General features: G+C 71.4%; 17 protein-coding genes and 1 pseudogene. 9 read left to right on the plus strand and 9 right to left on the minus strand.

Annotation, left to right across the window (positions count from 1 at the left end):
- Together ABGB21_RS26925 and ABGB21_RS26930 are read left to right on the plus strand one after the other, a co-directional pair.
- Complete coding sequence (locus ABGB21_RS26925) at positions 1-1,236, plus strand: VWA-like domain-containing protein (protein WP_347657109.1); 1,236 nt, start codon at positions 1-3, stop codon at positions 1,234-1,236.
- A 170-nt stretch (positions 1,237-1,406) separates the two neighbouring features.
- A complete protein-coding gene (locus tag ABGB21_RS26930; protein WP_347680123.1) occupies positions 1,407-2,228 on the plus strand; it encodes an FkbM family methyltransferase in 822 nt (273 codons plus the stop codon).
- Positions 2,229-2,294: 66 nt separating this feature from the next.
- On the opposite strand, the gene ABGB21_RS26935 is transcribed toward ABGB21_RS26930, so the two are convergent.
- Positions 2,295-3,341 carry an aldo/keto reductase gene (locus ABGB21_RS26935; RefSeq protein ID WP_347657111.1) on the minus strand — a complete coding sequence of 349 codons (1,047 nt, stop codon included), beginning with the start codon at positions 3,339-3,341 and terminating at the stop codon, positions 2,295-2,297.
- A gap of 91 nt (positions 3,342-3,432) precedes the next feature.
- On the opposite strand from ABGB21_RS26935, the gene ABGB21_RS26940 reads away from it, so the two are divergent.
- Positions 3,433-4,044, plus strand: a complete 612-nt coding sequence (locus ABGB21_RS26940; RefSeq protein ID WP_347657112.1) for a TetR/AcrR family transcriptional regulator — start codon at positions 3,433-3,435, stop codon at positions 4,042-4,044.
- A 314-nt stretch (positions 4,045-4,358) separates the two neighbouring features.
- On the opposite strand, the gene ABGB21_RS26945 is transcribed toward ABGB21_RS26940, so the two are convergent.
- Genes ABGB21_RS26945 through ABGB21_RS26960 form a run of 4 tightly spaced genes read right to left on the minus strand, consistent with a single transcriptional unit; the run spans position 4,359 to position 9,503 of the window.
- Complete coding sequence (locus tag ABGB21_RS26945) at positions 4,359-6,458, minus strand: alpha-galactosidase (protein ID WP_347680125.1); 2,100 nt, start codon at positions 6,456-6,458, stop codon at positions 4,359-4,361.
- Positions 6,455-7,276 carry a carbohydrate ABC transporter permease gene (locus ABGB21_RS26950; protein ID WP_347657114.1) on the minus strand — a complete coding sequence of 274 codons (822 nt, stop codon included), beginning with the start codon at positions 7,274-7,276 and terminating at the stop codon, positions 6,455-6,457. Before ABGB21_RS26950 ends, ABGB21_RS26945 begins: the two co-directional genes overlap by 4 nt.
- On the minus strand, positions 7,273-8,211 hold the full coding sequence (locus tag ABGB21_RS26955) for a sugar ABC transporter permease (protein ID WP_347657115.1): 939 nt from the start codon (positions 8,209-8,211) through the stop codon (positions 7,273-7,275). The genes ABGB21_RS26950 and ABGB21_RS26955 overlap by 4 nt, the downstream gene beginning before the upstream one ends.
- Positions 8,211-9,503 (minus strand): ABC transporter substrate-binding protein, encoded by a 1,293-nt coding sequence (locus ABGB21_RS26960; RefSeq protein WP_347680127.1) that lies wholly within the window; start codon positions 9,501-9,503, stop codon positions 8,211-8,213. Before ABGB21_RS26960 ends, ABGB21_RS26955 begins: the two co-directional genes overlap by 1 nt.
- A gap of 193 nt (positions 9,504-9,696) precedes the next feature.
- Here ABGB21_RS26960 and ABGB21_RS26965 point away from each other — a divergent pair, with 193 nt between their 5' ends.
- The 6 genes from ABGB21_RS26965 to ABGB21_RS26990 all read left to right on the plus strand — a co-directional run bounded on the left by ABGB21_RS26965 (position 9,697) and on the right by ABGB21_RS26990 (position 14,837).
- A complete protein-coding gene (locus ABGB21_RS26965; protein WP_347680129.1) occupies positions 9,697-10,443 on the plus strand; it encodes an SDR family NAD(P)-dependent oxidoreductase in 747 nt (248 codons plus the stop codon).
- Positions 10,444-10,480: 37 nt separating this feature from the next.
- On the plus strand, positions 10,481-11,197 hold the full coding sequence (locus tag ABGB21_RS26970; protein ID WP_347680131.1) for an FCD domain-containing protein: 717 nt from the start codon (positions 10,481-10,483) through the stop codon (positions 11,195-11,197).
- A 149-nt stretch (positions 11,198-11,346) separates the two neighbouring features.
- Positions 11,347-12,492 (plus strand): galactonate dehydratase, encoded by a 1,146-nt coding sequence (dgoD, locus tag ABGB21_RS26975; RefSeq protein WP_347680133.1) that lies wholly within the window; start codon positions 11,347-11,349, stop codon positions 12,490-12,492.
- Entirely contained in the window at positions 12,486-13,487 is a 1,002-nt protein-coding gene (locus ABGB21_RS26980; protein ID WP_347680135.1) for a hypothetical protein, read from the plus strand. Before dgoD ends, ABGB21_RS26980 begins: the two co-directional genes overlap by 7 nt.
- 49 nt (positions 13,488-13,536) lie before the next feature.
- Positions 13,537-14,433 carry an SMP-30/gluconolactonase/LRE family protein gene (locus ABGB21_RS26985; RefSeq protein WP_347657121.1) on the plus strand — a complete coding sequence of 299 codons (897 nt, stop codon included), beginning with the start codon at positions 13,537-13,539 and terminating at the stop codon, positions 14,431-14,433.
- A gap of 179 nt (positions 14,434-14,612) precedes the next feature.
- Positions 14,613-14,837: a hypothetical protein gene (locus ABGB21_RS26990; RefSeq protein WP_347657122.1), complete on the plus strand. Its 225-nt coding sequence runs from the start codon at positions 14,613-14,615 to the stop codon at positions 14,835-14,837.
- A gap of 102 nt (positions 14,838-14,939) precedes the next feature.
- On the opposite strand, the gene aroA is transcribed toward ABGB21_RS26990, so the two are convergent.
- From aroA to ABGB21_RS27010, 4 genes and pseudogenes are all read right to left on the minus strand, one after another.
- On the minus strand, positions 14,940-16,184 hold the full coding sequence (gene aroA / locus ABGB21_RS26995) for a 3-phosphoshikimate 1-carboxyvinyltransferase (RefSeq protein ID WP_347657123.1): 1,245 nt from the start codon (positions 16,182-16,184) through the stop codon (positions 14,940-14,942).
- A gap of 125 nt (positions 16,185-16,309) precedes the next feature.
- Positions 16,310-16,767: pseudogene (locus ABGB21_RS27000) on the minus strand (cellulose binding domain-containing protein); the annotation flags it as partial.
- A gap of 400 nt (positions 16,768-17,167) precedes the next feature.
- The gene (locus ABGB21_RS27005; protein ID WP_347680137.1) at positions 17,168-18,817 is read right to left on the minus strand and encodes a ricin-type beta-trefoil lectin domain protein; all 1,650 of its coding nucleotides are present in this window, start codon (positions 18,815-18,817) and stop codon (positions 17,168-17,170) included.
- A gap of 20 nt (positions 18,818-18,837) precedes the next feature.
- Positions 18,838-21,582, minus strand: a complete 2,745-nt coding sequence (locus tag ABGB21_RS27010) for a beta-L-arabinofuranosidase domain-containing protein (RefSeq protein WP_347680139.1) — start codon at positions 21,580-21,582, stop codon at positions 18,838-18,840.
- Positions 21,583-21,790 lie beyond the last annotated feature (208 nt).

The following is a 21,790-nucleotide window of genomic DNA, read 5'->3' on the forward strand; positions in this document are numbered from 1 at the left end:
ATGAGCGGGCGGGCGTCCGACGGCGCCGGGGCGCTCGACCGGACCAAGCTGCTCGCCGCCCGGTTTCGGGCCGCCCAGGACCGGCCGTACCTGGCGACCGCGCTGTTCAGCGTCACCGTCGTCGAGTCCCGGCAGGTGCCGACGATGGGTGTGGACCGGCGGTGGCGGTGCTACGTGTCGCCGGAGTTCGTCGACCGGCTGCCCGTACCGCAACTCGCGGCGGTCTGGATCCACGAGGTGGCACACCTGCTCCGCGACCACCACGGCCGGGCCGACCGGCTCGCCCACCCCGACCGGGCGGACCACCACCGGGTCAACGTCGCGCAGGACTGCGAGATAAACGACGACCTGGTCGCGGACCTGCTGCCGCTGCCGCCGGACCGGGTCGAGCCGAAGACCTACCAGCTGCCGGACGGGCTGCTCTTCGAGCAGTACCTGCCCCGGCTGCCGGCGAGTGTGCACGGCCATCCGGCGTTCGGTGTCGGTGACGGCACCGGGACGGCCCCGGACTGCGGCTCCGGGGCGCACGGTGTCCACCGGCCGTGGGAGAGCGGCGCGGCCGGTGGCGGGGTCGGCGACGTCGAGGCCGGCGCGATCCGCCGGGACACCGCCCGGGAGGTACGGGCCCACGCGCGGGGACGGGGAACGGTGCCGGGCGGCTGGCAGCGGTGGGCCGCCGAGATCCTCGAACCGACGGTCGACTGGCGGCAGGCGCTCACCGGTGCGGTACGCGAGGCGGCCGCCTGGGCGAGCGGTGCGGTGGACTACACGTACCACCGGCCGTCCCGGCGGTCGTCGGCGCTGCGTGGGGTGGTGCTGCCGAGCCTGCGCCAGCCGGTGCCCCGGGTCGCGATCGTGGTGGACACCTCCGGGTCGATGGGGTCCACCCAGTTGACGGCGGCGCTCTCCGAGGTCTCCGGGGTGCTCCGGGCGGTCGGGATCGGCGGCAACCGGGTCACCGTACTCGCCTGCGACGCGGACGTGCAGGTGGTCCGCCAGGTCCACACCGTCGGCGAGGTACGCCTCGCGGGCGGCGGTGGCACCGACATGCGGGTCGGGGTGACCGAGGCGTTGAAGGGCCGGCCGCACGTCGTGGTCGTACTGACCGACGGGTACACCCCCTGGCCGGAGGCCCCGCTGGAGTCGACCCGGCTGATTGCCGGGCTGATCGGGGTCAATCCGCCGGAGCCGCCGCCCTGGATCACCACCGTCCACATCACCGATCCGGAGTCCTGAACCCGGGTCGGAGTCCTGTTCGAGGCCGGCGCGGAGTCGTCGCGACCGGCCCGGCCGGCCGGTGGTGTGCCGAGTCCGAATCCGGTGTGACCGGAGGCGAACCGATCGACCGGATTTTCCGTACCCAGGGGAGCGGGGCGCGTCCGCACCGCAGCGACGAAAGGGTGATCGTGTCGACCGGTCGAGGGATTCCGCCCCTGTTCCGCCGTACCTGGGGGATGCTGCGATCCCTGGTCATCTACCACGGTCAGCCGGCCAAGCACCGTCGTGCCCGCCAGCTCTACCAGGAGTTCCTCGGGCCGGGGCAGATCGGGTTCGACATCGGCGCGCACGTCGGCGGACGGGTACGCACCTGGCGGCGGCTCGGCGCCCGGGTGGTGGCGGTCGAGCCGCAGCCGGACTGTCTCCGGGTCCTGCGGCTGCTCTTCGGTCGCGACCGGGACGTGGTGGTCGTTCCCGAGGCGATCGGGGCCCGGGTCGGGCGGGCGTCCCTCGCGCTTTCGACCGCCCATCCGACCGTCTCGACGATGTCGCGGGACTGGATCGAGTCGGTCACCGCGGAACAGGGTTTCTCCCGGGTCCGGTGGGACCGCTCGGTCGAGGTGGCGGTGACCACCCTCGACGAGCTGATCGCGAAACACGGCATGCCGGCGTTCTGCAAGATCGACGTCGAGGGTTTCGAACTCGACGTGCTATGCGGGCTCAGTCGTCCGCTGCCCGCGCTCTCCGTCGAGTACCTGCCGCAGGCGCACGACGCCGCGCTCGCCGTACTCGACCTGGTGGAACAGCTCGGCGCGACGGCTGGCGGATACCGCTACAACTACTCGCCGGTCGAGACGATGCGGTACGCCAGCGACGAGTGGCTCGACGCGGCCGACCTGATCCGGCTCCTCGAACGGTTCCGCCCGGCGGGCCGCTCCGGTGACGTCTACGCCCGGCTTAGCGTTGACGACGGGACACGGCCGGCCGACGGCGGATCCGACCACGGGTAGGCCGGCCGGTGTCGGGCGCCCCGGCGAGGGTGGCAGTTTCCGCCCAGCGGACGTGGGGACAGCCGCTCAGGCGATGTTCGCGAGCGGCGAGGGGTTGAGCCTGGCGAAGCCTTCCTGCCGCTGGTAAGGGAAGTACGGGTAGGGCGCGGTGCGGCTGCTGGCAGTGTCGAGCCGGGCCGCCTGTTCGGGTGTGAGTGACCAGCCGACAGCCTCGATGTTCTGCCGTAGTTGTGCCTCGTCGCGGGCGCCGATGATGACGGTGGCTACCGTGGGCCGGTGCAGTAGCCAGTTGACCGCGATCTGCGGAACCGCTCGGCCGGTCTCGCGGGACAGTTCTTCGAGAACGTCGACGACGCGGAACAGGTGCTCGTCGTCGACCGGCGGGCCGTAGGCGGCGGTCGCGTGCAACCGGCTCGTGGACGGTGGCGGCGTACCACGCCGGATCTTGCCGGTGAGTCGTCCCCAGCCGAGCGGGCTCCACACCACGGCGCCGACGCCCTGGTCGAGGCCCAGGGGCAGCAGTTCCCACTCGTAGTCCCGGCCGATGAGCGAGTAGTAGACCTGGTGTGCCACGTACCGGGCACGGTGGTCCCGGTCGGCGGCGGCGAGGGACTTCATCAGCTGCCAGCCGGCGAAGTTCGAGACGCCGAGGTAGCGAATTTTCCCGTTCCGTACCAGGTCATCCAGTGTCGCCACCACCTCCTCGACGGGAGTTGCGGCGTCGAAGGCATGTAGCTGGAACAGATCGATGTAGTCGGTGCCGAGTCGGCGCAGCGCCACGTCGACCGATCGGATGAGCCGGGCGCGCGAGGTTCCCGCGTCGTTCGGTCCGTCGCCGGTCGGCAGGCCGCTCTTGGTCGAGATCAGGACAGCGTCACGTCGGCCTTTGATCGCCTGTCCCAGCACCTCCTCGGACGCGCCGTCGGAGTACACGTCGGCGGTGTCGAACATGTTCAATCCGGCGTCCAGACAGATGTCCACAAGGCGCCTTGCCTCGCGGGCGTCCGTGTTGCCCCAGGCGCCGAAGAGCGGTCCGGAGCCGCCGAAGGTGCCGGCGCCGAAGCTGAGGGCGGGGACGGTGAGTCCGGATGCCCCGAGTCGTCGGTATTCCACGATGACAACCTCCCATTAAAGGTACTCTAGTTCCGTTAGAGCGTCGACTACGATAGCACTCGTCCGCACTTAAGGGAACTGGAGACCCGTTATGACCGTCGGCACGATCCGACCCGGCGGCCGGACCGCCCGGGTCCGCGCCGCCGTGCTCCGAGCTGCCGGTGACGCGCTCGTCGAGCACGGCTTCGATCATCTCGACCTCGCCGACGTGGCGCGCCGCGCCGAGGTGGGCAAGACGACGGTCTACCGCCGCTGGGGTACGGTCGCCGGGCTCGTCGCCGACCTGCTGACGGACATGGCCGAACAGTCGCTGCCGCGAGCCGACACCGGATCGTTGATCGAGGATCTGCGCGCCAATGCGCGGCTCGTGCAACGCACCCTGGTCGATCCGCGCCAGGGTGCCCTGTTTCGGGCGGTCATCGTCGCCGCGACCTGCGACCCCCGTGCCGCCGAGGCCCTGCACCGCTTCTACGCCATCCGCATCGCCGAATGGGCCCCCTGCGTACAGCAGGCCGTGCGGCGGGGGGAACTGCCTTCGAGCACGGACCCGTCCGAGGTCATCCGTGCCGTGTCCGCACCGCTCTACTACCGCCTACTCGTCAGCGGTGACCCCATCGACGAGGCCGTGGCGGACCGGGCCGCCGAAGCGGCAGCGGCAGCCGCCCGTGCCGGCGTTTACACGTCCACCAACAGTCCTAACTGACGACACGGCCCGGCCCAGGATCCGTATCCAGGTGTGCGTGACCGACCTGCTGCGCAGCCTGGCGCTTGCCGCCGCCTGACAGGTTGATCGCGGGCGCGATGAGCCGCACGCCGAGCGGGACGGTGTAACGCCGCCGTACCTGACCGCTACGCGCTCATGCGGCGGTCAACGTGCGGCCGGCTCCGTACCCATCCACCCTGCATGAGCGGGGACCTCTCAAGAACCGCCACGGGCGCGGGGCGAAGTCCAGCGTGGCCCGGCCCGCCGCCCCGGCCCGCGGCGACCGTGGCCAGGCCTGCCGCGGGGGCGCCAGGTCAGACGCGCTGGAGCACGACCAGCTCCGCGTCGTGGTCGGCGCTCCACCGCACCGGCAGACCGACCGCGCCCAGGTGGCTGCCGGAGTAGTGGACGTCGCCGTGCCGGTAGCCGGCGGCCGGGTCGAGGCCGGCGAGCGGCAGCCGGACCGGGCGGGACGGCAGCAGCCCGGCGCCGTCGAGCCGGCCGGTGTGCCAGGCGAGCACCACCACCGTGGCGCCGTCGGGTGCGGTGTACTGCACGGCGCAGCGCGGCTGGTCCGGTCCACCGACCAGGTGCACGGTGCCGTGCATGATGATCTCGCGGATCTCCTTGTACCGGGCGATCCACCGGCTCGCCTCGGCACGCTGCTCCGCCGTCCAGTGCCGGATGTCGGCGCCGATGCCGAGCACCCCGGCCATCGCCAGGACGAACCGGAACGCCAGTGACCGGGGGCGTGGGTCGAACAGGCCGGGGGAGTCGGTCACCCAGGAGCTGAGCAGGTGCGGCGCGTTGGCGTGCAGGAAGCCGTACTGGATGGCGAGCCGGTCCAGCGGGCCGGTGTTGTCGCTCGGCCAGAAGACGTCGGCGCGGGCGGCCATCGCCAGGTCGGTCCGGGCGCCGCCGCCGGCACACGCCTCGATCAGCACGTGCGGGTGGTCCCGGCGCAGCTGTTCGTAGATCCGGTGCAGGTTGGCGACGTGCGCGCCGTCCAGGTCGATCCGGGCGGCGTTGCCGGCGGCCTCCGTACCGGGCCGGCCCGGCTCGGTACGCGGCCGGTTGAAGTCCCACTTCAGGTAGCCGATGTCGTGCCGGCGCAGCAGACCATCCACCGTGGAGTGGACGAACTCGGCCACCTCCGGCCGGCCCAGGTCCAGCAGGTACTGGTTGCGGATCGGGGTCAGCGGCCGGCCGTGCACCGCGTACACCCAGTCGGGGTGCTCGGCATAGAGCCTCGACCGCGGGTTGACACACTCCGGCTCGACCCAGAGCCCGAAGTTCATCCCCAGACCCCGGACCTCCTTGACGAAGGCGTCGAAGCCGGCCGGGAACTTGGCCGGGTCCGGGGTCCAGTCACCGAGGCCGGCGGTGTCGTCGTCGCGGCCGACGAACCAGCCGTCGTCGACCACGAAGGTCTCGACGCCGAGGTCGGCGGCGACCCGGGCCAGCGCCAGCTGGTTCTCCGCGTCGACCGCGAAGTACGTCGCCTCCCACGAGTTGTAGAGCACCGGCCGGGGCGTCAGCCGCTCGCCGGCGAGCCGGCGCTGGTGGGTGTGCCAGACCCGGGCCAGCCCGTCCAGGCCGTCCGGGCTGTAGGCGCCGCTGACCGTCGGCAGGGTGAGCCGACCACCGGACGGCAGGTCGAGCGGCCCGTCGACCAGGCGCCGGCCGGCGCGTACCCGGGTCAGGCCGCCGGTGTCGCGTTCGGCGGTGATCTCCCAGGAGCCGGTCCAGGCCAGGGCCACCCCCCAGGTCGGGCCGGTCGGGTCGGCCTGGTCGCGGACCGCGAGCCAGGGCAGGTGCAGGTGCCCGGGTACGCCCTGGGCGCTGCCGACGGTGAACGCCCCGTGCCCGAGGTCGACGTGGTCGAGTTGGAACTCCTGCGCCCACTGTCCCCACTGGTAGCTGAGCCGGGCGCCGTGCGGGGTCGGTACGCAGAACCCGGCGCTGCCGGCCCGGACCAGGCGCAGCGGCTCCGGCCCGGTGTTGGTCAGCTCCACCCACCGGGACACCACGTCCGTGCCGGCCGGCACCTGGTAGTGCACGACGGCCCGCAGCCCGGTGACCGGGTCGGCGAAGGTGACCGCCAACCGTGTGTCGTCACTGTCGACGCCGACGTATTCGAAACCGATCCGGCGGTCCCCGGAGCCGGTCTCCACGATCAGGTCCGCGCCGGTGAAGGGGCGGGCGGCGTCGGTCGCGTATTCGATCGGGGCGGCGTCGCCGGCGGTGAGGAACGGGACCGGGCCGGTGTACTCGACCGGCGACGGCCCGTCGCTGACCCCGTGCGGCCCCCAGGCCACCAGTTCGAGCCAGCGCCCGTGTGCCGGCACGGCCACCGTGTACTCGGTGTGCGCGCCGCGCAGCGTCCACCGTCGGCTGGGGTCGGCGTGACTCACTTGACGGCTCCGATCGCCAGTCCGGACACAAAGTGCTTCTGGAAGCGGAGGAACACCAGCACGGTCGGCACCGCCGCGATCACCGTGCCGGCCGCGATGACGTTCCACGAGGAGACGAACTGTCCCTGCAGGGCGAGCAGGGCGGGGGTGACCGGCATCTTGTCGTCGGTGCGCAGCACGGTGATCGCCCAGAGCAGGTCGTTGAAGATCCAGGTGAAGGAGAGCGCGCCGAGGGCGGCGAGCGCCGGCCGGGTCAGCGGCAGGATGACCCGGGCGAAGATCTGCCCCGGCCCGGCCCCGTCGATGACGGCCGCCTCCTGGATCTCGTTCGGCAGGTCGCGCATGAAGCCGTGCAGCACGAACGTGTAGAAGCCGAGTCCGAAGCCGACCTGGACGGCGATCAGCGCCCAGAGGGTGTCGTAGAGGCCGGTCAGCTCGCTGAACTTGCTGACCGGGATGAGCAGGATCTGCGGCGGCAGCAGGTTGCCGGCGAGCATCAGCAGCAGGATCGTGCGACGGAACGGGATCCGGTAGCGGCCCAGGGCGAAGGCGGCGACCGCGGCCAGCACCAGGCTGAGCAGCACCGACGGTACGGTGACCAGCATGCTGTTGATCAGTGCCTGGAGTTCCCCGCCGTCGGTCCACGCCTGCCGGTAGGTGTCCAGGGTGAACGAGTGCGGCAGGCTGCCGACCCCGTTCGCCGCGATGTCGTCGAAGCTGCGGGTCGACATGACGACGACCCAGGCGATCGGGCCCAGCCAGAGCAGCGCCACCAGGGTCATCCCGACGTGGAACGCGCCGGTCCGTAGGCGGGTCATTCGTCGTCCTCCCGGAACGCGCGGACGAGGTAGCCGAGGATGACCGCGAGCGCCAGTACGAAGATCACCACGGCGATCGCCGAGCCGTAGCCGAGCCGTAGGCTCTGGAACGCGGTCGAGTACATGTAGGTGCTGAGCAGCTCGGACGAGTGGTACGGGCCGCCCCGGGTCAACGACCAGACGATGTCGAACGAGCGCAGCGAGTCGATCACGATGACCGACAGCACCACGGCGTTGACCCCGCGCAGCTGGGGTACGGTGACCCGCCACAGCCGCTGCCAGTTGTTGGCGCCGTCCATCCGGGCCGCCTCGTGCAGGGCGGGGTCGATCGCCTTGAGGCCGGCCAGGTAGAGCACCATGACGTAGCCGATCTGCCGCCACAGGGCGGGCAGGATGACCGCGTAGAGCGCGGTCTGCGGGTCGGCGAGCCAGGGGCGGATCAGCTGTTCCAGCCCGACCGCGCGCAGCAGCTGGTCGGCGAGCCCGTCCGGCTGGTAGAAGACCCGCCAGACCAGTGCGGTCACGACCAGGGAGAAGACCACCGGGGTGAAGAGCGCGGCGCGGTAGAAGGCGATACCGCGCCGTTCCTTCTGCAGGAGCAGGGCCATGCCGAAGCCGCCGACGACCGAGAGGCCGCCGAAGAGCACCAGCCAGATCACGGTGTTGAGCAGCGCTCCCCGGAAGATGCTGTCCCCGGCCAGTTCGGTGTAGTTGTCGAGGCCGATGAACCGCGGCGGCTCCAGGCCGTCCCACCGGGTCAGCGAGAACCAGAAGCCCTGCAGGGCGGGCCAGAAGACCCAGATGCTCTCGACCGCGAACGGGACGAGGACAAACGCCACCAGCAGCGGCGACAGGCGTTTCGCCGATCGCCGCCGCGGGCGGGTCCCCGCCGGTTGCCGCTGTTGCGTGCGCTCGGCTGGTGCGACTGTGGTCATCAGCCCTTGAAGACCTTCTCGGCGCCGGCCTGCCACTCCCGCAGGATCGCGTCGACGTCGTCCGGCCTGTCCATGAACTTGGTCAGCGCGGTGTCGGCGGTCGGCTGGAGGGCGTCGCTGGAGTCCCGGTTGAAGAACTGGGTGAGTTCCTTGGCGTTCTCCAGCATCGCCTTGCCCTTGGCGACCAGCGGGGAGTCGGAGGCCTTGGCTGCGGGGTTGGCCGGCAGGATGATGCCGGAGCTGCTCTGGATGTACAGCTCCTGGGCCTCGGCGGAGGCCAGGTAGCGCATCAGGTCCTTGGTGCCGGTCGCGTTTCCGCTCCGGGCGCTGGCGAAGAAGCCGTCGGTGGGGGCCTCCTCGGCGACCGGCACCGCCGGGTCGATGATCGGGAACTGGAAGAAGTCGAGGTCGCCGAGGGCGTCCTTCGGGGCGGCGTCGGCGAAGAAGGTGCCGATCAGGAACATGCCGGTCTTGCCGCCGAGCAGCGCGGTGGTGGCCTCCTGGAACGGGTACGCCTTGCCCTTCGGGTCGAAGTACGGCAGCACCTCACGCCAGCGGGTGAAGACCGCCTTGACCTTCGCGTCGTCGAAGCGCTGCTTGCCGGCGAGCAGCTCCCGGTGGAACGGTGCCCCGTTGATCCGGATGTTGAGGTAGTCGAACCACGCCGAGGCGACCCACGGGGTGTCGCCGAGGCCGATGCCGATCGGCGGGATCCCCTTGCTCTCCAGGGTCTTGCAGAGCGCGACGAAGTCGGCCCAGGTCTTCGGCTCCTGCACGCCCCACTTGGCGAAGTTGGACTTGCGGTAGAAGAAGCCCCACCAGTAGTTGTTCATCGGCACGAAGACCTTGCGGCCGGACGCGTCGGTGGAGAGGCTGCGCAGCGACTCGGGGTAGTCCGCCATCCCCTGCCAGACGTCGGAGACGTCGAGCAGCAGGCCCTTGCTGGCGTAGTCGTTGGCCACCGAGCCGGCGTACCAGGTGAAGAGGTCGGGCGGGTTGGCCGACGTCAGATAGGTCGGCAGCTGGGTCCGGAAGGTCTCGGCGGCGACCGTGTTCAGCGTGGCGGCGCCCTTGCCCTGCTTGTTGAAGTTCTCGACGATCTTCTCCATCGCGACCTTCGCCTGCGGGGAGGAGAGGTTCGACTGGAGGCTGACCGTGCCCGAGTTCTTGCCGCCCCCCGAGGTGCTGGCGGAGCTGGCGCAACCGACCAGGCTGCCCGCGCCGAGCGCGCCGAGGCCGGCGAGACCGATATGCCCGAGGAACCGGCGACGACTGGAGTCGAAGTCGCTCACGGAGTGTGTCCCTTCATGATCGACCCGGCGTAGCTGCGGGTCGCGGTGTGTCGGTGTGGTTAACGGTGTGATCCAGAAGGTTGCATCCAGGGGCTCGGGCTGTCAAGATTTCTTCCTAATTAATGTTTTGATCTTCCGGGTCTTCGGATCCGGGCCGCAGATCTTCTGAGTCCGGTGGGTGGTGAGCCAGCGCATGCGACGACTGGACGGCAGGGTTGCCCTGGTCACGGGGGCGTTCGGGGGCATCGGCGCGGCCACCGCCCGGCGGCTGGCCGCCGAGGGCGCGACGGTCGGCCTGGTCGACGTACGGGACCCGTCCCCGGTCGCCGCCCAGATCGAGGCGGCCGGCGGACAGGCGTACCCGATGGTCGCCGACGTCGCCGACGAGGCCGGCTGGAACACCGCGGTGACCGCGCTGCGCGACCGGTTCGGGCCGGTCGGCGTCCTGGTCAGCAACGCCTACTTCAGCGAGGTGACGCCGGCGCACCAGACCAGCCGGCAGTCCTGGGACCGGCAGTTGGCGGTCAGCCTCACCGGCAGCTTCCTCGGCCTGCGGGCCTGCCTGGACGACCTGCGCGCCACCGGCGGCGCGGTGGTCCTGGTCTCGTCGGTGCACGCGCTGGTCGGCCTGCCCGGACACCCGGCCTACGCGGCGGCCAAGGGCGGCCTGGTCGCGCTCGGCCGCCAACTCGCCGTCGAGTACGGCCCCGACGTGCGGGTGAACACCGTCCTGCCCGGCCCGATCCTCACCGCCGCCTGGGACCGGGTGTCCGATGCGGACCGTCAGCGGAGCGTGGCGGAGACTGTGGCCGGCAGGTTCGGCACCCCGGACGAGGTGGCGGCGGCCATCGCCTTCCTCGTCTCGCCGGACGCCGGGTACGTCACCGGAGCCACCCTGGTCGTGGACGGTGGCTGGACCGCGGTGAAGGCCTCGGCCTGAAGACCGGTATCGGACGAGCGAGAAGGCGCGGAGAGCATTGGCACAGTACGCACGCCGTGGTGTTCACGGCCAGACCGTCGAGGTCATCGCCCGGCGCATCCTCGCCGGTGAGATCGCCGAGGGGGACACCCTGAACCTCACCGCCCTGCAGGGTGAACTCGACGTCAGCCTCACCGCGCTGCGGGAGGCGCTCAAGGTGCTCAGCGCCAAGGGCATCGTCGACGCCCGACAGAAACGCGGCACCTTCGTCCGCCCTCGCGCCGACTGGAACCTGCTCGACGGCGACATCATCCGCTGGCAGTTCGCCGAGGGCGCGGGTCAGCACCTCCTCGACCAGCTGCACGAGGTACGTACCATCGTCGAACCCGCCGCCGCGCGACTCGCCGCGGTCCGGGCGACCACGGACGACCTCGCCGCCCTCGACGCCGCGCTGGCCGAGATGGCCGCGGCCACCGAGCCGGTCGCCGCCGTCGGTGCCGACCTGAGCTTCCACCGCGCACTGCTCGCCGCCACCCACAACGAACTGCTGGAGCGGATGGAGGTGGTGATGGAGACCGGGCTGGCCGAACGGGACCGGCTGGTGCACGGCGTGGACCGGGACGACGACCCGGTGCCCAGCCACCGGGCGGTGGTCGAGGCGATCCGCCGTACCGACGCCGGCGCCGCCGAACAGGCCATGCGCGACCTGCTCGACAAGGCCGTCCGGGACGTCCAGAAGGTACGGCGGCACACCACCAACCGAAGCGACGCCTAACCGAGGCGACAGCGAGCGTGGAGCCGAGCAGATGGCACAGCCGAGGCGACAGCGAGTGAGCATCGTAGGGCCGTCTGCGGCCCGAGGAGCGGAGCGAGCGTGGAGCCGAGCAGATGGCACAGCCGAGCCGTTGAGATGAGAGGCAACCGGTGAAGATCGACCGAATCGAGACCTTCCTGATCGCGCCCCGGTGGCTCTTCTGCCGGGTCGAGACCGACGAAGGGCTGGTCGGCTGGGGCGAGCCGGTCGTGGAGGGCCGGGCCGAGCCGGTACGCAGTGCCGTCGAGGTGCTCTCCGAGTACCTGCTCGGCGAGGATCCGCTGCGGATCGAGCAGCACTGGCAGGTGCTCACCAAGGGCGGGTTCTACCGGGGTGGGCCGGTGCTCTCCAGCGCCGTCGCCGGGCTCGACCAGGCACTGTGGGACATCGCCGGGCAGGCGTACGGCGCCCCGGTGCACGCGCTGCTCGGCGGTCCGGTCCGGGACCGGGTCCGGATCTACTCCTGGATCGGCGGTGACGAACCGGCGGAGTTGGCCGACGCCGCGGCCGCGCAGGCGGCGGCCGGGATGACCGCGATCAAGATGAACGCCTCCGGCCGGCTCGGTGCCATCCCCAGCTCGTCCGAAGTGGCCGCGGTGGTGGAGCGGCTCGCCGCCGTCCGGGCGGTGCTCGGTGACGACCGGGACATCGCGCTCGACTTCCACGGCCGGGCGAGCGTCGCGGCGGCCCGGCGCATCCTGCCGGAACTGGCCCCGCTGCGGCCGCTCTTCGTCGAGGAGCCGGTGGTGCCGGAGCAGAACCACCGGCTCGTCGACATCGTCACCGCCTCGGCGGTGCCGATCGCCACCGGCGAACGGCTCTTCGGCCGGCACGAGTTCCTGGCTCCGCTGCAGGCCGGCGTGGCGGTGCTCCAGCCCGACCTCTCACACGCCGGCGGCATCTCCGAGGTACGCCGGATCGGCGCCCTCGCCGAGACCTACGGAGCGGTGCTGGCACCGCACTGTCCACTCGGGCCGATCTCGCTGGCGGCCAGCCTCCAGGTCGCCTTCGCCACCCCGAACTTCCTGATCCAGGAGCAGAGCATCGGCATCCACTACAACCAGGGCTCGGAGCTGCTCGACTACGTGGTCGACCCGGAGCCGTTCCGGTTCGTCGACGGCCACCTGCGTCGACCGGAGGCGCCCGGGCTCGGCATCACCGTCGACGAGAAGGCGGTCCGCGAGGCGGCCCGGGTGGGGCACGCCTGGCGGAACCCGGTCTGGCGGCACGACGACGGCTCGTTCGCCGAATGGTGAGCCCGGCCGGGGACGGAGCGCCGGCCCGGGCTGACGGCCGTGACCCGGGCCTGGTGGGCGTACCGCTGCGGGTCAGCGTCGACAATGCCCGGGGCGGGCGGTGGACGAGTCTGGCCGGCGGTGGGCGCGAGTGGCTCTGGCGTGGCGCCGCCACCGGGCGGGACCGGGTGGTACCCGGTGACGCGTTCGTCGACGCGGGCGGGCTGGAGGAGTGCCTGCCGACCGTACGTGGCGTCCCGGACCACGGCGACGTCTGGTCGCGGCCCTGGCGGCAGGTCACCCCGGAGATTGCCACGGTCGAGTGCGCCGACTTCACCCTGACCCGACGGATCCGCGGCCTGGGCGGCACGGTGGTCGCGGACTACCGGCTGACCGCGGAGCCCGGTTACCGGTTCGTCTGGGCCGGGCACGCCCTGCTGGAGGTGTCGCCGACCGCCCGACTGGTCGCCCCGGACGGCACCCCGACCCGGCTCTATCCGGAGGCCGCCGACCTGCTGCCGGCCGGTGACTGGCCGGCCGGTGCCCGGTGGATGACGGCACCGTGGCCGGCGCCGGCCGGGCTGCCGTTGGACCGGCTCGGCCCGGACGACGGCACCGCACTCGGCGCCATCCTGGTCGGCTGTCCGGACGTCCGGGTGGTCGACGGTCCGGACGTGCTGCGCTGGCGCCTCGACTGTGCCGACCAGCCGCGTTCCGTCGCGCTCTGGCGCAACCTGCGCGGCTGGCCGCAGCCGACGCCGTACCGTAGCGTCGGCGTCGAGCCGATGCTCGGCGCGGTCTTCGATCTCGCCGAGGTCGGTTCCGCCCCGGACTCCGGGCCGGCCGCTGCCCCAGCAGCCGGGAATGTGGCAGGGGACGGAGATCCGGCACCGGGCGGTGGCACGGTGGCGGGTGGGGACGCGGTGCCGGGTGGGGACGTGGCCTTGGTCCCGGCCAATGGTGAGGTCAGGTGGCGGCTCACCGTTTCCGCGTACCGTTCCGGCCGGACGCCCTGACGTCACGACACTTCGTATCGACCGCGTACCGACCCGTCAGGAGGAGAGCATGCGGCTCACCGAGCCCACCCCGTGGAGCAGCGACCGGTTCGAGTTGGGGGAGGGGGCCCGCTGGCTGGACGGCCGACTCGTCCTGGTCGACCTGCTCGCCGGTCGTCTGTTGGAGACCACCGGTGACGCGCCCGGGCTGCTGCGTGAACTGCGCCGGCTGGCGGCGCCGCTGGGCGGGGTGGCACCGGTCGCCGGGGCGCCCGGTGCCTGGCTCGCCGCCACCGGCACCGGCCTGGCTCTGCTCTCTGGCCCGGACGGTGACCGCCAGCTGGCCGACCTCGAGGGCGGCAACCCCCGGCCGGCCCGGATGAACGACGCGGTCGCCGACCCGCACGGTCGGTTCTGGGCCGGCAGCATGGCGTACGACACCACGCCCGGCGCGGGAAGCCTGTACCGGCTCGGTGCCGGGGCGCCACCGGAGCCGGTGGTGACCGGCCTGACCATCGCCAACGGGCCCGCCTTCGACGCCGACGGCACCACCATGTACCTGGCCGACACCGGCCGGGGCGAGGTGGACCGGTTCGTGGTGGACCCGGCGACCGGTGATCTCTCCGGCCGGGAGCCGTTCCTGCGGCTGGCGTCCGGCGAGGGGGCACCGGACGGGATGACGGTCGACGCCGAGGGACATCTGTGGGTGGCGCTCTGGGGCGGCCACGCGGTACGCCGCTACCGGCCCGACGGCCAACTCGACCGCGAACTGCGGCTACCGGTGGCCCAGCCGACCAGTGTCTGCCTCGGCGGTCCCGACCTGCGTCGGCTCTTCGTCACCAGCGCCGCGTACGGGCTGAACCCGCCCGGGCCGCTGGACGGCGCGTTGCTCGCGGTCGACGTCGACGTCGCCGGTCTGCCCGGCCGGTCGGTCCGGCCCGAGCTGGTCGAGACCATCCACGGTTGACGGTGGGACCGGGCACCGGGTCAGGGCGCCGAGCGGCGCCGGGCAGGCCGCTGTCCCGACCGGCGAGGCCGCCGGAGGCGGGGCGGCAGCGGTTGTCGATCATCGCGTCGTCCTGTGTGGAACAATGACGGCGGCCGTGCCCGGCGCCGTGCCGGGCCGTCGGACAGTTTGGAGCAGCAGTGCCGGTAACCGCAGACCTCGCCAAGCTCGTCGACAAGGAGTACCAGGACAAGAGCCTGGAGGAACTGGTCGACGCCCCGGTCGCCGCGCTCGCCGGGGTCAGTGAGCGCGCCGCCACCCACCTCAAGGAGGCGCTGGGGATCAAGACGATCGGCGACCTCGGGCGTAGCCAGTACTTCCAGACCGCCAGCGCGCTGGTCCAGCTGGCCGGCAAGGACCGCTGACCCGGCCACCGGTACGACAACAGGAACGCGGCGGTGCCCCGCGGGGTGCCGCCGCGTCTGTCTGTGCCGGGCCGGGGTGCCGGCCTGGCCGGGCCGGGGCTGCTAACCGGCGGTGAGGTCCCATTCCCGACGCAGGTCGCCGAAGACCCGGTGGAAGTCGGGGAAGGTCTTCCGGACGCACTCCGGGTCGTCGAGCACCAGACCGTCGGCGCGCAGGCCGGCGACGCTGAACGCCATCGCGATCCGGTGGTCGGCGTGACAGTCGATCAGCGCGGGGCGCGGCGTACCGGGGTGGATCTCGATCCAGTCGTCGCCGGTGGCCACCTCGATCCCCATCGCCCGCAGGTTGGTCGCGCAGGCCTCGAGGCGGTCGCACTCCTTCACCCGGGTGTTGGCGACGTCCTCGATCCGGACCGGCCCGTCGGCGTACGGTGCGATCGCGGCCAGGGTGGGCATGGTGTCGGAGATGTCCCGCATGTTGACGGTGAGGCCGCCGAGCCGTCCGGTGCCGGTGACCGTGGTCCGGTTCTCCTCGACGACCACCTCGGCGCCCATCGCCCGCAGCGCCTCGACGAACCGTACGTCGCCCTGCATCGCGTTCTTGCCCAGCCCCGGTACGGTGACCGTCTGTCCGGTGAGCGCGGCGGCGGCGAAGAAGTAGCTGGCGGTCGAGGCGTCCGGTTCGATGTCGTAGCCGCGGGCGGCGTATCGCTGCGGCGGCACGGTGAAGGTGTTGCCGACGGTCCGGACGGTGACCCCGAAGTCGGCCATCATCGTCACGGTCATCTCCACGTACGGCCGGGAGACCAGGTCGGTGACCTCGATGGTGAGCCCGTCGGCCATCAACGGGGCGGCCATCAGCAGCGCGGTGAGGAACTGGGACGACACGGACGCGTCGAGTCGCAGGTGCCCGCCACGCAGCCCGGTCGCGTCGACCACGAGCGGCAGGTGCCCCTCGGCCTGCGCGAAGTGGAGGTCGGCGCCGAGGTCGCGCAGTGCGGTGGCGAGCGGGCCGACCGGGCGGCGACGCATCTGTGCCGAGGCGTCGAACCGGTAGTGGCCGTGCCCGACCGCGGCGAGCGCGGGCAGGAACCGGGCGGCGGTGCCGGCGTCGCGGCAGTAGACGTCCGCGTCGCCCGCCGGTGGGCCGGCGGGGTGGCCGTCGACGAGCCAGTCGGCGCCGGCCTCGGTGACCTGGTAGCCGAGCGTGCGCAGGCCGTCCCGGAACGCCTGGGTGTCGTCGGAGTCCAGGGCGGCCCGCAGCCGTGACGTGCCGTCGGCGGCGGCGGCGAGGAACAGGGCCCGCGCGGTCACCGACTTGGAGCCGGGCACCTGGACTGTCGTCACGATCTCCACCTTCGTCGTCGCGCACTTCCGTGGGAGCAGGCCCGAATTCTACCGACCTTCGATGTTGATCTCCCTGGTGCTCCCTGGAGCGGGCCGGTACCACCGCACCGGCCCGCCCCGACGGCTCAGCTGCTGGCGCAACTCGGTGTGGCGATCTGTCCGTTTCCGCTGGCCTGGAAACCGAACTCGGTCGACTGGCCGGCGGCCACGCGGCCGTTGTAGTCGACGTTCGTCCAGGCGACGGTGCCGCTGTCGGCGCTCCGGTTGGCGCTCCACGCGCCGGTCACGGTCGTACCGGACGGCAGGGTGAGGGTGACCCGCCAGCCGTTGATCGGGTTCGATCCGGCGGTAACCCGTACCGTGGCGACAAAACCGCCATTCCACGAGTTCAGGGAGATGCTGGCGGAGCAGCCACCGGCCGAGGGCGGGGGTGTGGTTGTCGACGGGGGTGGGGTGACGCCGCCGCTGTTCAGTGCGTTCAGCACCGCGTCGTACGCCGGCTCCTTGTTGCCGTTGCCGTCGAAGAGCAGGGGTTCTGGCCGGTGCGCCAGGAGTCGCTGTCCCGGATGCCCCAGACGGAGACCGTCACCACGGCCCGTAGTGGTCTGCGGTTCCTCACTGTGCTGCCCGACCCCGATGGTTGGAGGTCGACGTGTGCGGGGTGGGTGGTGGGGCCGGCGCCCCCGCACCCCACGGCGGTGCGGGGGCGCCGGCGAAGTCACCTGTCGGTGTGGGTCGCCGCTCCGGTGGGCGGGGGACGTGACCGGAGCGGACGACCGTCAACAGGTGAGGTCGGTGGTTTCGGACGGGATGTCCGTGCCGGGAGACCGGAGGCTCCCCGACCGTCGGCGCCCGGTACCGACGGCCGGGGAGCCCGGCCGACCACCGTGGTCCCGCGGTCTAGGTCGGGAACGAGAACGGTGGCGGTGGCGGTGGCTACGGACCGGTGCCGGCCACCACCGGTGGTCGCAGGGCCGACGGGGTCATGTCCGGGTCCACCGCTGGTTCGCCCCGGCGTGGCAGCTCCAGACCAGTACGGTGGTGCCGTTGGCGGTGCCGCCGTTGTTGACGTCCAGGCAGAGCGTGGGGAACCGGACGCTGCTGATGGTGCCGTTGCTGTTGAACGTCCACTGCTGGTTGGTCCCGCCGTTGCAGTCCCAGATCTGCACCGGAGTGCCGTTTGTGGCGTTCGGTGAGATGTCCAGGCACTTGCCGAGCACCTGCAGCGTCTGACCGGCCTGGGTGAAGACCTGGTTGGCCCCGGTGTGGCAGTCCCAGATCAACGTCGCCGTGCCGTTGGCCGTGTTGGAGTTGTTCACGTCCAGGCAGCGGCCACTCGCGTCGCCACGCAGTCGGAAGGTGGTCGGGGTCGGGGGGGTGCCGGTGCCACCACCGCTGACCCGGTAGACGACCGTGCCGTGCGCCGGCACGCTGGCCGAGATGGTGCCGGTGGTCGTCGTGGTGGCGTTCGTCCAGGCGTCCAGGAGGGTGAACGGGCCGCCGGTCTTGCCGATCGCCGCTGCCGTGGTCGAGACGGTCGTGGTGGAGCCGCCCTGGTTGAACAGGGCCACCGCGACGTCGCCGTTGGCGAGCCGCTTGGCCAGTACCCGCCGGGTGCCGTCGTTGCTCACCTGCACGGCCTGCAGGCCCAGCGGATCCTGGTTGATCGCGACCAGGTGCTGGTTGCGCAGGATGTTGAGGGTCGCCGTACTGGCGTTGCGCACGTCGTTGCCGGCCATCAGCGGAGCCGCCATGATCGCCCAGAGCGCGAAGTGGCTGCGCATCTCGGTGTCGGTCATGCCGCCGTTGCCGACCTCCAGCATGTCCGGGTCGTTGAACGAGCCCGGTGCGGCGTACCCGGCCAGGGGCACGTTGACGTTGACGATGTTCTGGATGCCCATCGGGTACCCGTTGGTCTGGCCGGTGTTCCAGGCGTTGGTGATGTCCTCGGTGGTACGCCACAGGTTGGCCACGTCGCCCCAGTTGCGCTGGGGGCCGGTCTTCTCGTGGATGCTGTTCGGGTTGATGCTGTAGACGATCGGGCGGCCGGTGGCGGCGAGTGCGTCCCGCATGATGGCGAACCTCGCCACCTGCTCGTTGATCGTCCCGGTGGGCGAGCACCAGTCGTACTTGAGGTAGTCCACACCCCAGGCGGCGAACTGGCGGGCGTCCTGGGCCTCGTGTCCGAGGCTGCCGGTCGAACCGGGGAACGCGTCGAAGTACTGGGCGCAGGTCTGGTCCAGTGGTCCCTGGTAGAGGCCGAACAGCAGACCGCGGGCGTGCAGGTAGTCACCCAGCGCCTTCATGCCGCTCGGGAACCGGGTCGGATGGGCCTGCAGGTTGCCCTGGGCGTCCCGGTCCGGGTTGAACCAGCAGTCGTCGACGACCACGTACCGGTAGCCCAGGTCCCGCATCCCGTTGGCGACCATGGCGTCGGCGGTCTCCCGGATCAGGCTCTCGTTGATGTTGCAGCCGAACGTGTTCCAGGTGTTCCAGCCCATCGGCGGGGTACGGGCCACCCCGTTGTTCAACGCCTGCGCGGGCTGCGGCGACCGGGCGGGTTCGGTGACGGTCACCGCGACCGCCAGCAGCGTCACGGCCGCGGCGGCCAGCCATCGGGTTCTGGTGCGCATGGGTCCTCCCGTCAGGGGGTTCAGATGAATCGCCAGAGGTGGTCGGCGGTGCCGTTGTCGTCCCAGAGCACGATCTGGGCTCCGGCCGCGGTCGAGGCGCCGGTGACGCCGAGGACCCGGCCGCCGTTGGCGCACTGGATCCGGAAGTAGCCGTTGCCGCCGTGGCGCAGCCGCCAGCGGTGGTCGGCGGTGCCGTTGTCGGCCCACTGGAGCACCCGGGCGCCGTTGCCGGTGCCGCCGTTCTCCACCCCGAGCACCCGGCCGCTGTTCGTGTTCCGCAGTCGCAGGTATCCGCCGGTGTCGACGACCGCCGTCCAGAGGTGGTCGGCGGTACCGGTGTCGCCCCACTGGATGACCAGCCCACCGTCGGCCGTCGACATGTTCTGTACGCCGAGGACGAGCCCACTGTGGAGGTTCTGGATCCGGCGGGCGCCGTTGGGTACGAACCGCCACTGGTTGTCGGCGCTGCCGTTGTCCGCGTCCTGTACCGCCTGGGCGCCGGCCGAGGTCGAGCCGCCCGAGATGGCGAGCAGCAGATTGGTGTGCACGTTGCGGAGCTTGTGGGTGCCGTCGCCGACGTCGACCACGGTCCACCGGTGGTCGGCGGTGCCGGTGTCGCCCCACTGCAGGACGCGGGCGCCGACAGCGGTGGACATGTTCTCCACCCCGAGCACCTTTCCGCTGTTGACGTTCCGGAGCCGGATCGCGGTGCCGTCCGCGATCACCTCCCAGCCGTGGTCCGGGGTGCCGGTGTCGTTCCACTGCACCGCCAGCCCACCGTCGGCGGTGGACATGTTCTGTACGCCGAGGACGAGTCCGCTCGCCGCGTTGACCAGCCGGTACCCCGCCCCACCGCCCTGGTTGCCGCCCCCGCCGGTGTTCCAGTAGACGGTGTAGTTGTGCCCGTGCGCGTCGTAGAACGGGCCGAGGTTGACCGTGGACCCGTTCGCGGTGGCGGTGAAGGCGAGCGTGGTGCCGCTGGTCCGGGTGATCGACGACGGGCTCAGCGCGGGCAGCGCGGCCAGGGTGGTGTCCCCGTAGTTGCCGGAGAGCACCACCGGCCCGTACGTGGCGGCGGCGACGGCGGGGTTGTCGTTGGCGGCCCGCATCACCACCCGCATCGGCAACCGGACCGTCACGGTGTCACCGGAGGCCCAGGTGCGGGTGAGCACGGCGTACGTGCCCGGCGTGGTGGGGATGTTCTGCGCGGTGCCGTTCACGCTGACCGTGGCCCCGGTTGTCCAGGCCGGGATGCGGATCCGCATCGTCCACGATCCGCCGGCGCTGCCGGTCACGGTGAGCGTCGTGGTGTCGCTGACCGGGTACGAGGTGGTCTGGGTGACGGTGATGCCGCGTTGTGCCCAGGTGAGCACCGAGGGCATGAACAGGTTCACGGTCAGGGTGTCGCCGTTGTGGAAGTACACCGAGTCCATCAGCTTGGTGTTCACCTCGATACCGGTGCCCTGACAGCACCAGAACGAGTTGTAGTCGGTACTCCAGGTACCGCCGCCCCAGGCGGGACCGACCCCGCGCCGACCACCGGGGTGCAGCGGCGTGAAGTAGGTGACGTGCCCACGGCTGTCGGCCGGGTTCTGCTGGCCGATGAGGTGGTTGAGCAGCGCCAGCTCGTAGTAGTCGAAGTAGGCCACCCGGTTCGGGTCGAGCAACCAGAGTTCCCGGGTCAGCTTGAGCATGTTGTAGGTGTTGCACGCCTCGCAGGTGTCCCGGGCCAGGTGGCTGGCGATGGCGTGCGGGGCGCGGAAGTGTTCCGCCTGGCTGTTGCCGCCGATCGCGTACGTGTGCGCGTTGACCGTGATGTTCCAGGCGTTGCTGGCGATGTCGCGGTACCGGGTGGTGCCGGTGGCCTTGTACTCCCGGGCGGCTCCGATCCACTTGGGCACCTGTGTGTTGGCGTGCAGACCGTTGAGCTGGTCCTGGTTGGCGGCCAGCGGGTTGAGCACGGCGGCGTGGTCGAACCGCTGTGCGACGGTCAGCCAGCGGGCGTTGCCGGTCTGCTGGTAGAGGTCGGTCAGGACCGCGCTCATGCCACCGAACTCGGTGCCCAGCATGGCCTGCATCTGCGCGGAGGTGAGCCTGCCGGTGCGCCAGTCGACCCAGCCGGCGAGCGCGAGCAGGACGTCCCGGGCCTGCTCGTTGCCGAGGTAGCGCCAGACGTCGAGCAGGCCGGCCAGGGTCTTGTGGATGCAGTAGTAGGGCACGTTGCCGTTGCTGAGCGTGCGGGCCTCGAGGCTGCTGAAGTCGGACTCGGGGAATCCGGAGAGGTAGCCGGTGTTGAAGCCGGCGGCGCTGTTGTTGGCCTGGCACCGGGCGAGTTCGGCGACCATCCGGTTGGCCTTGTCCCGGCAGGTCGTGTCGCCGAGCACCGCCCACATCTGGGCCCAGGCGGTGAGGAAGTGTCCCTGCATGTGGGTGCGGAACGGGAAGTTCGGGGCGTCCCAGCCGCCGGTGGCCGCGGCGCCGTTGGTGGAGAGCCGGTGGTTGGCCCGGAAATTGTAGAGCAGTCGTTCGACGTCGACGAAGCGCAGGTAGTTCAGGGTCCGGTTCTGGTTGTCCAGCCATCGGCTGTTGGTCAGGCGTACCTGACCGAGGTCGAACGGGTACGCGGCGACTCCGATGTCGGGTCGGGCGGGGGCCAGCGCGGCGTGCGCCGGTGCGCCGGTCACGGTCGGCCCGATGGCCGACGCGACGGTGGCGGCGCCGGCGACCTGCAAGAGACGGCGACGGTTCAGGGCGGGGTTCGGCATCGGGTGGTCTCCGTTGACGTCCGCGGTGGGGCAAGGCGACCGCGTCATGGGCAAACTTCGATGTGAGCGCTAACATACGCTGTCGTTAACACGCCCGCAACCCAGACTTTCCGGCGACCCCGTCGGTGGTGCCGCTGTATTCGGTGGCGCGCGGTTCCGATGTCGTCTGACGCCGCCGACGTCCGCGCCTCACCGCCGGACCGGCCAC

It is taken from the genome of Plantactinospora sp. B24E8 (assembly GCF_039871735.1).
Taxonomy (GTDB): domain Bacteria; phylum Actinomycetota; class Actinomycetes; order Mycobacteriales; family Micromonosporaceae; genus Plantactinospora.

Coding starts and splice junctions, on each gene's coding strand:
- ABGB21_RS26940 (WP_347657112.1), top strand. CDS start 3,433: ATGACCGTCGGCACGATCCGACCCGGCGGCCGGACCGCCCGGGTCCGC.
- ABGB21_RS26925 (WP_347657109.1), top strand. CDS start 1: ATGAGCGGGCGGGCGTCCGACGGCGCCGGGGCGCTCGACCGGACCAAG.
- ABGB21_RS27010 (WP_347680139.1), bottom strand. CDS start 21,582: ATGCCGAACCCCGCCCTGAACCGTCGCCGTCTCTTGCAGGTCGCCGGC.
- ABGB21_RS26955 (WP_347657115.1), bottom strand. CDS start 8,211: ATGACCACAGTCGCACCAGCCGAGCGCACGCAACAGCGGCAACCGGCG.
- ABGB21_RS27005 (WP_347680137.1), bottom strand. CDS start 18,817: ATGCGCACCAGAACCCGATGGCTGGCCGCCGCGGCCGTGACGCTGCTG.
- ABGB21_RS26985 (WP_347657121.1), top strand. CDS start 13,537: ATGCGGCTCACCGAGCCCACCCCGTGGAGCAGCGACCGGTTCGAGTTG.
- ABGB21_RS26980 (WP_347680135.1), top strand. CDS start 12,486: ATGGTGAGCCCGGCCGGGGACGGAGCGCCGGCCCGGGCTGACGGCCGT.
- ABGB21_RS26965 (WP_347680129.1), top strand. CDS start 9,697: ATGCGACGACTGGACGGCAGGGTTGCCCTGGTCACGGGGGCGTTCGGG.
- ABGB21_RS26950 (WP_347657114.1), bottom strand. CDS start 7,276: ATGACCCGCCTACGGACCGGCGCGTTCCACGTCGGGATGACCCTGGTG.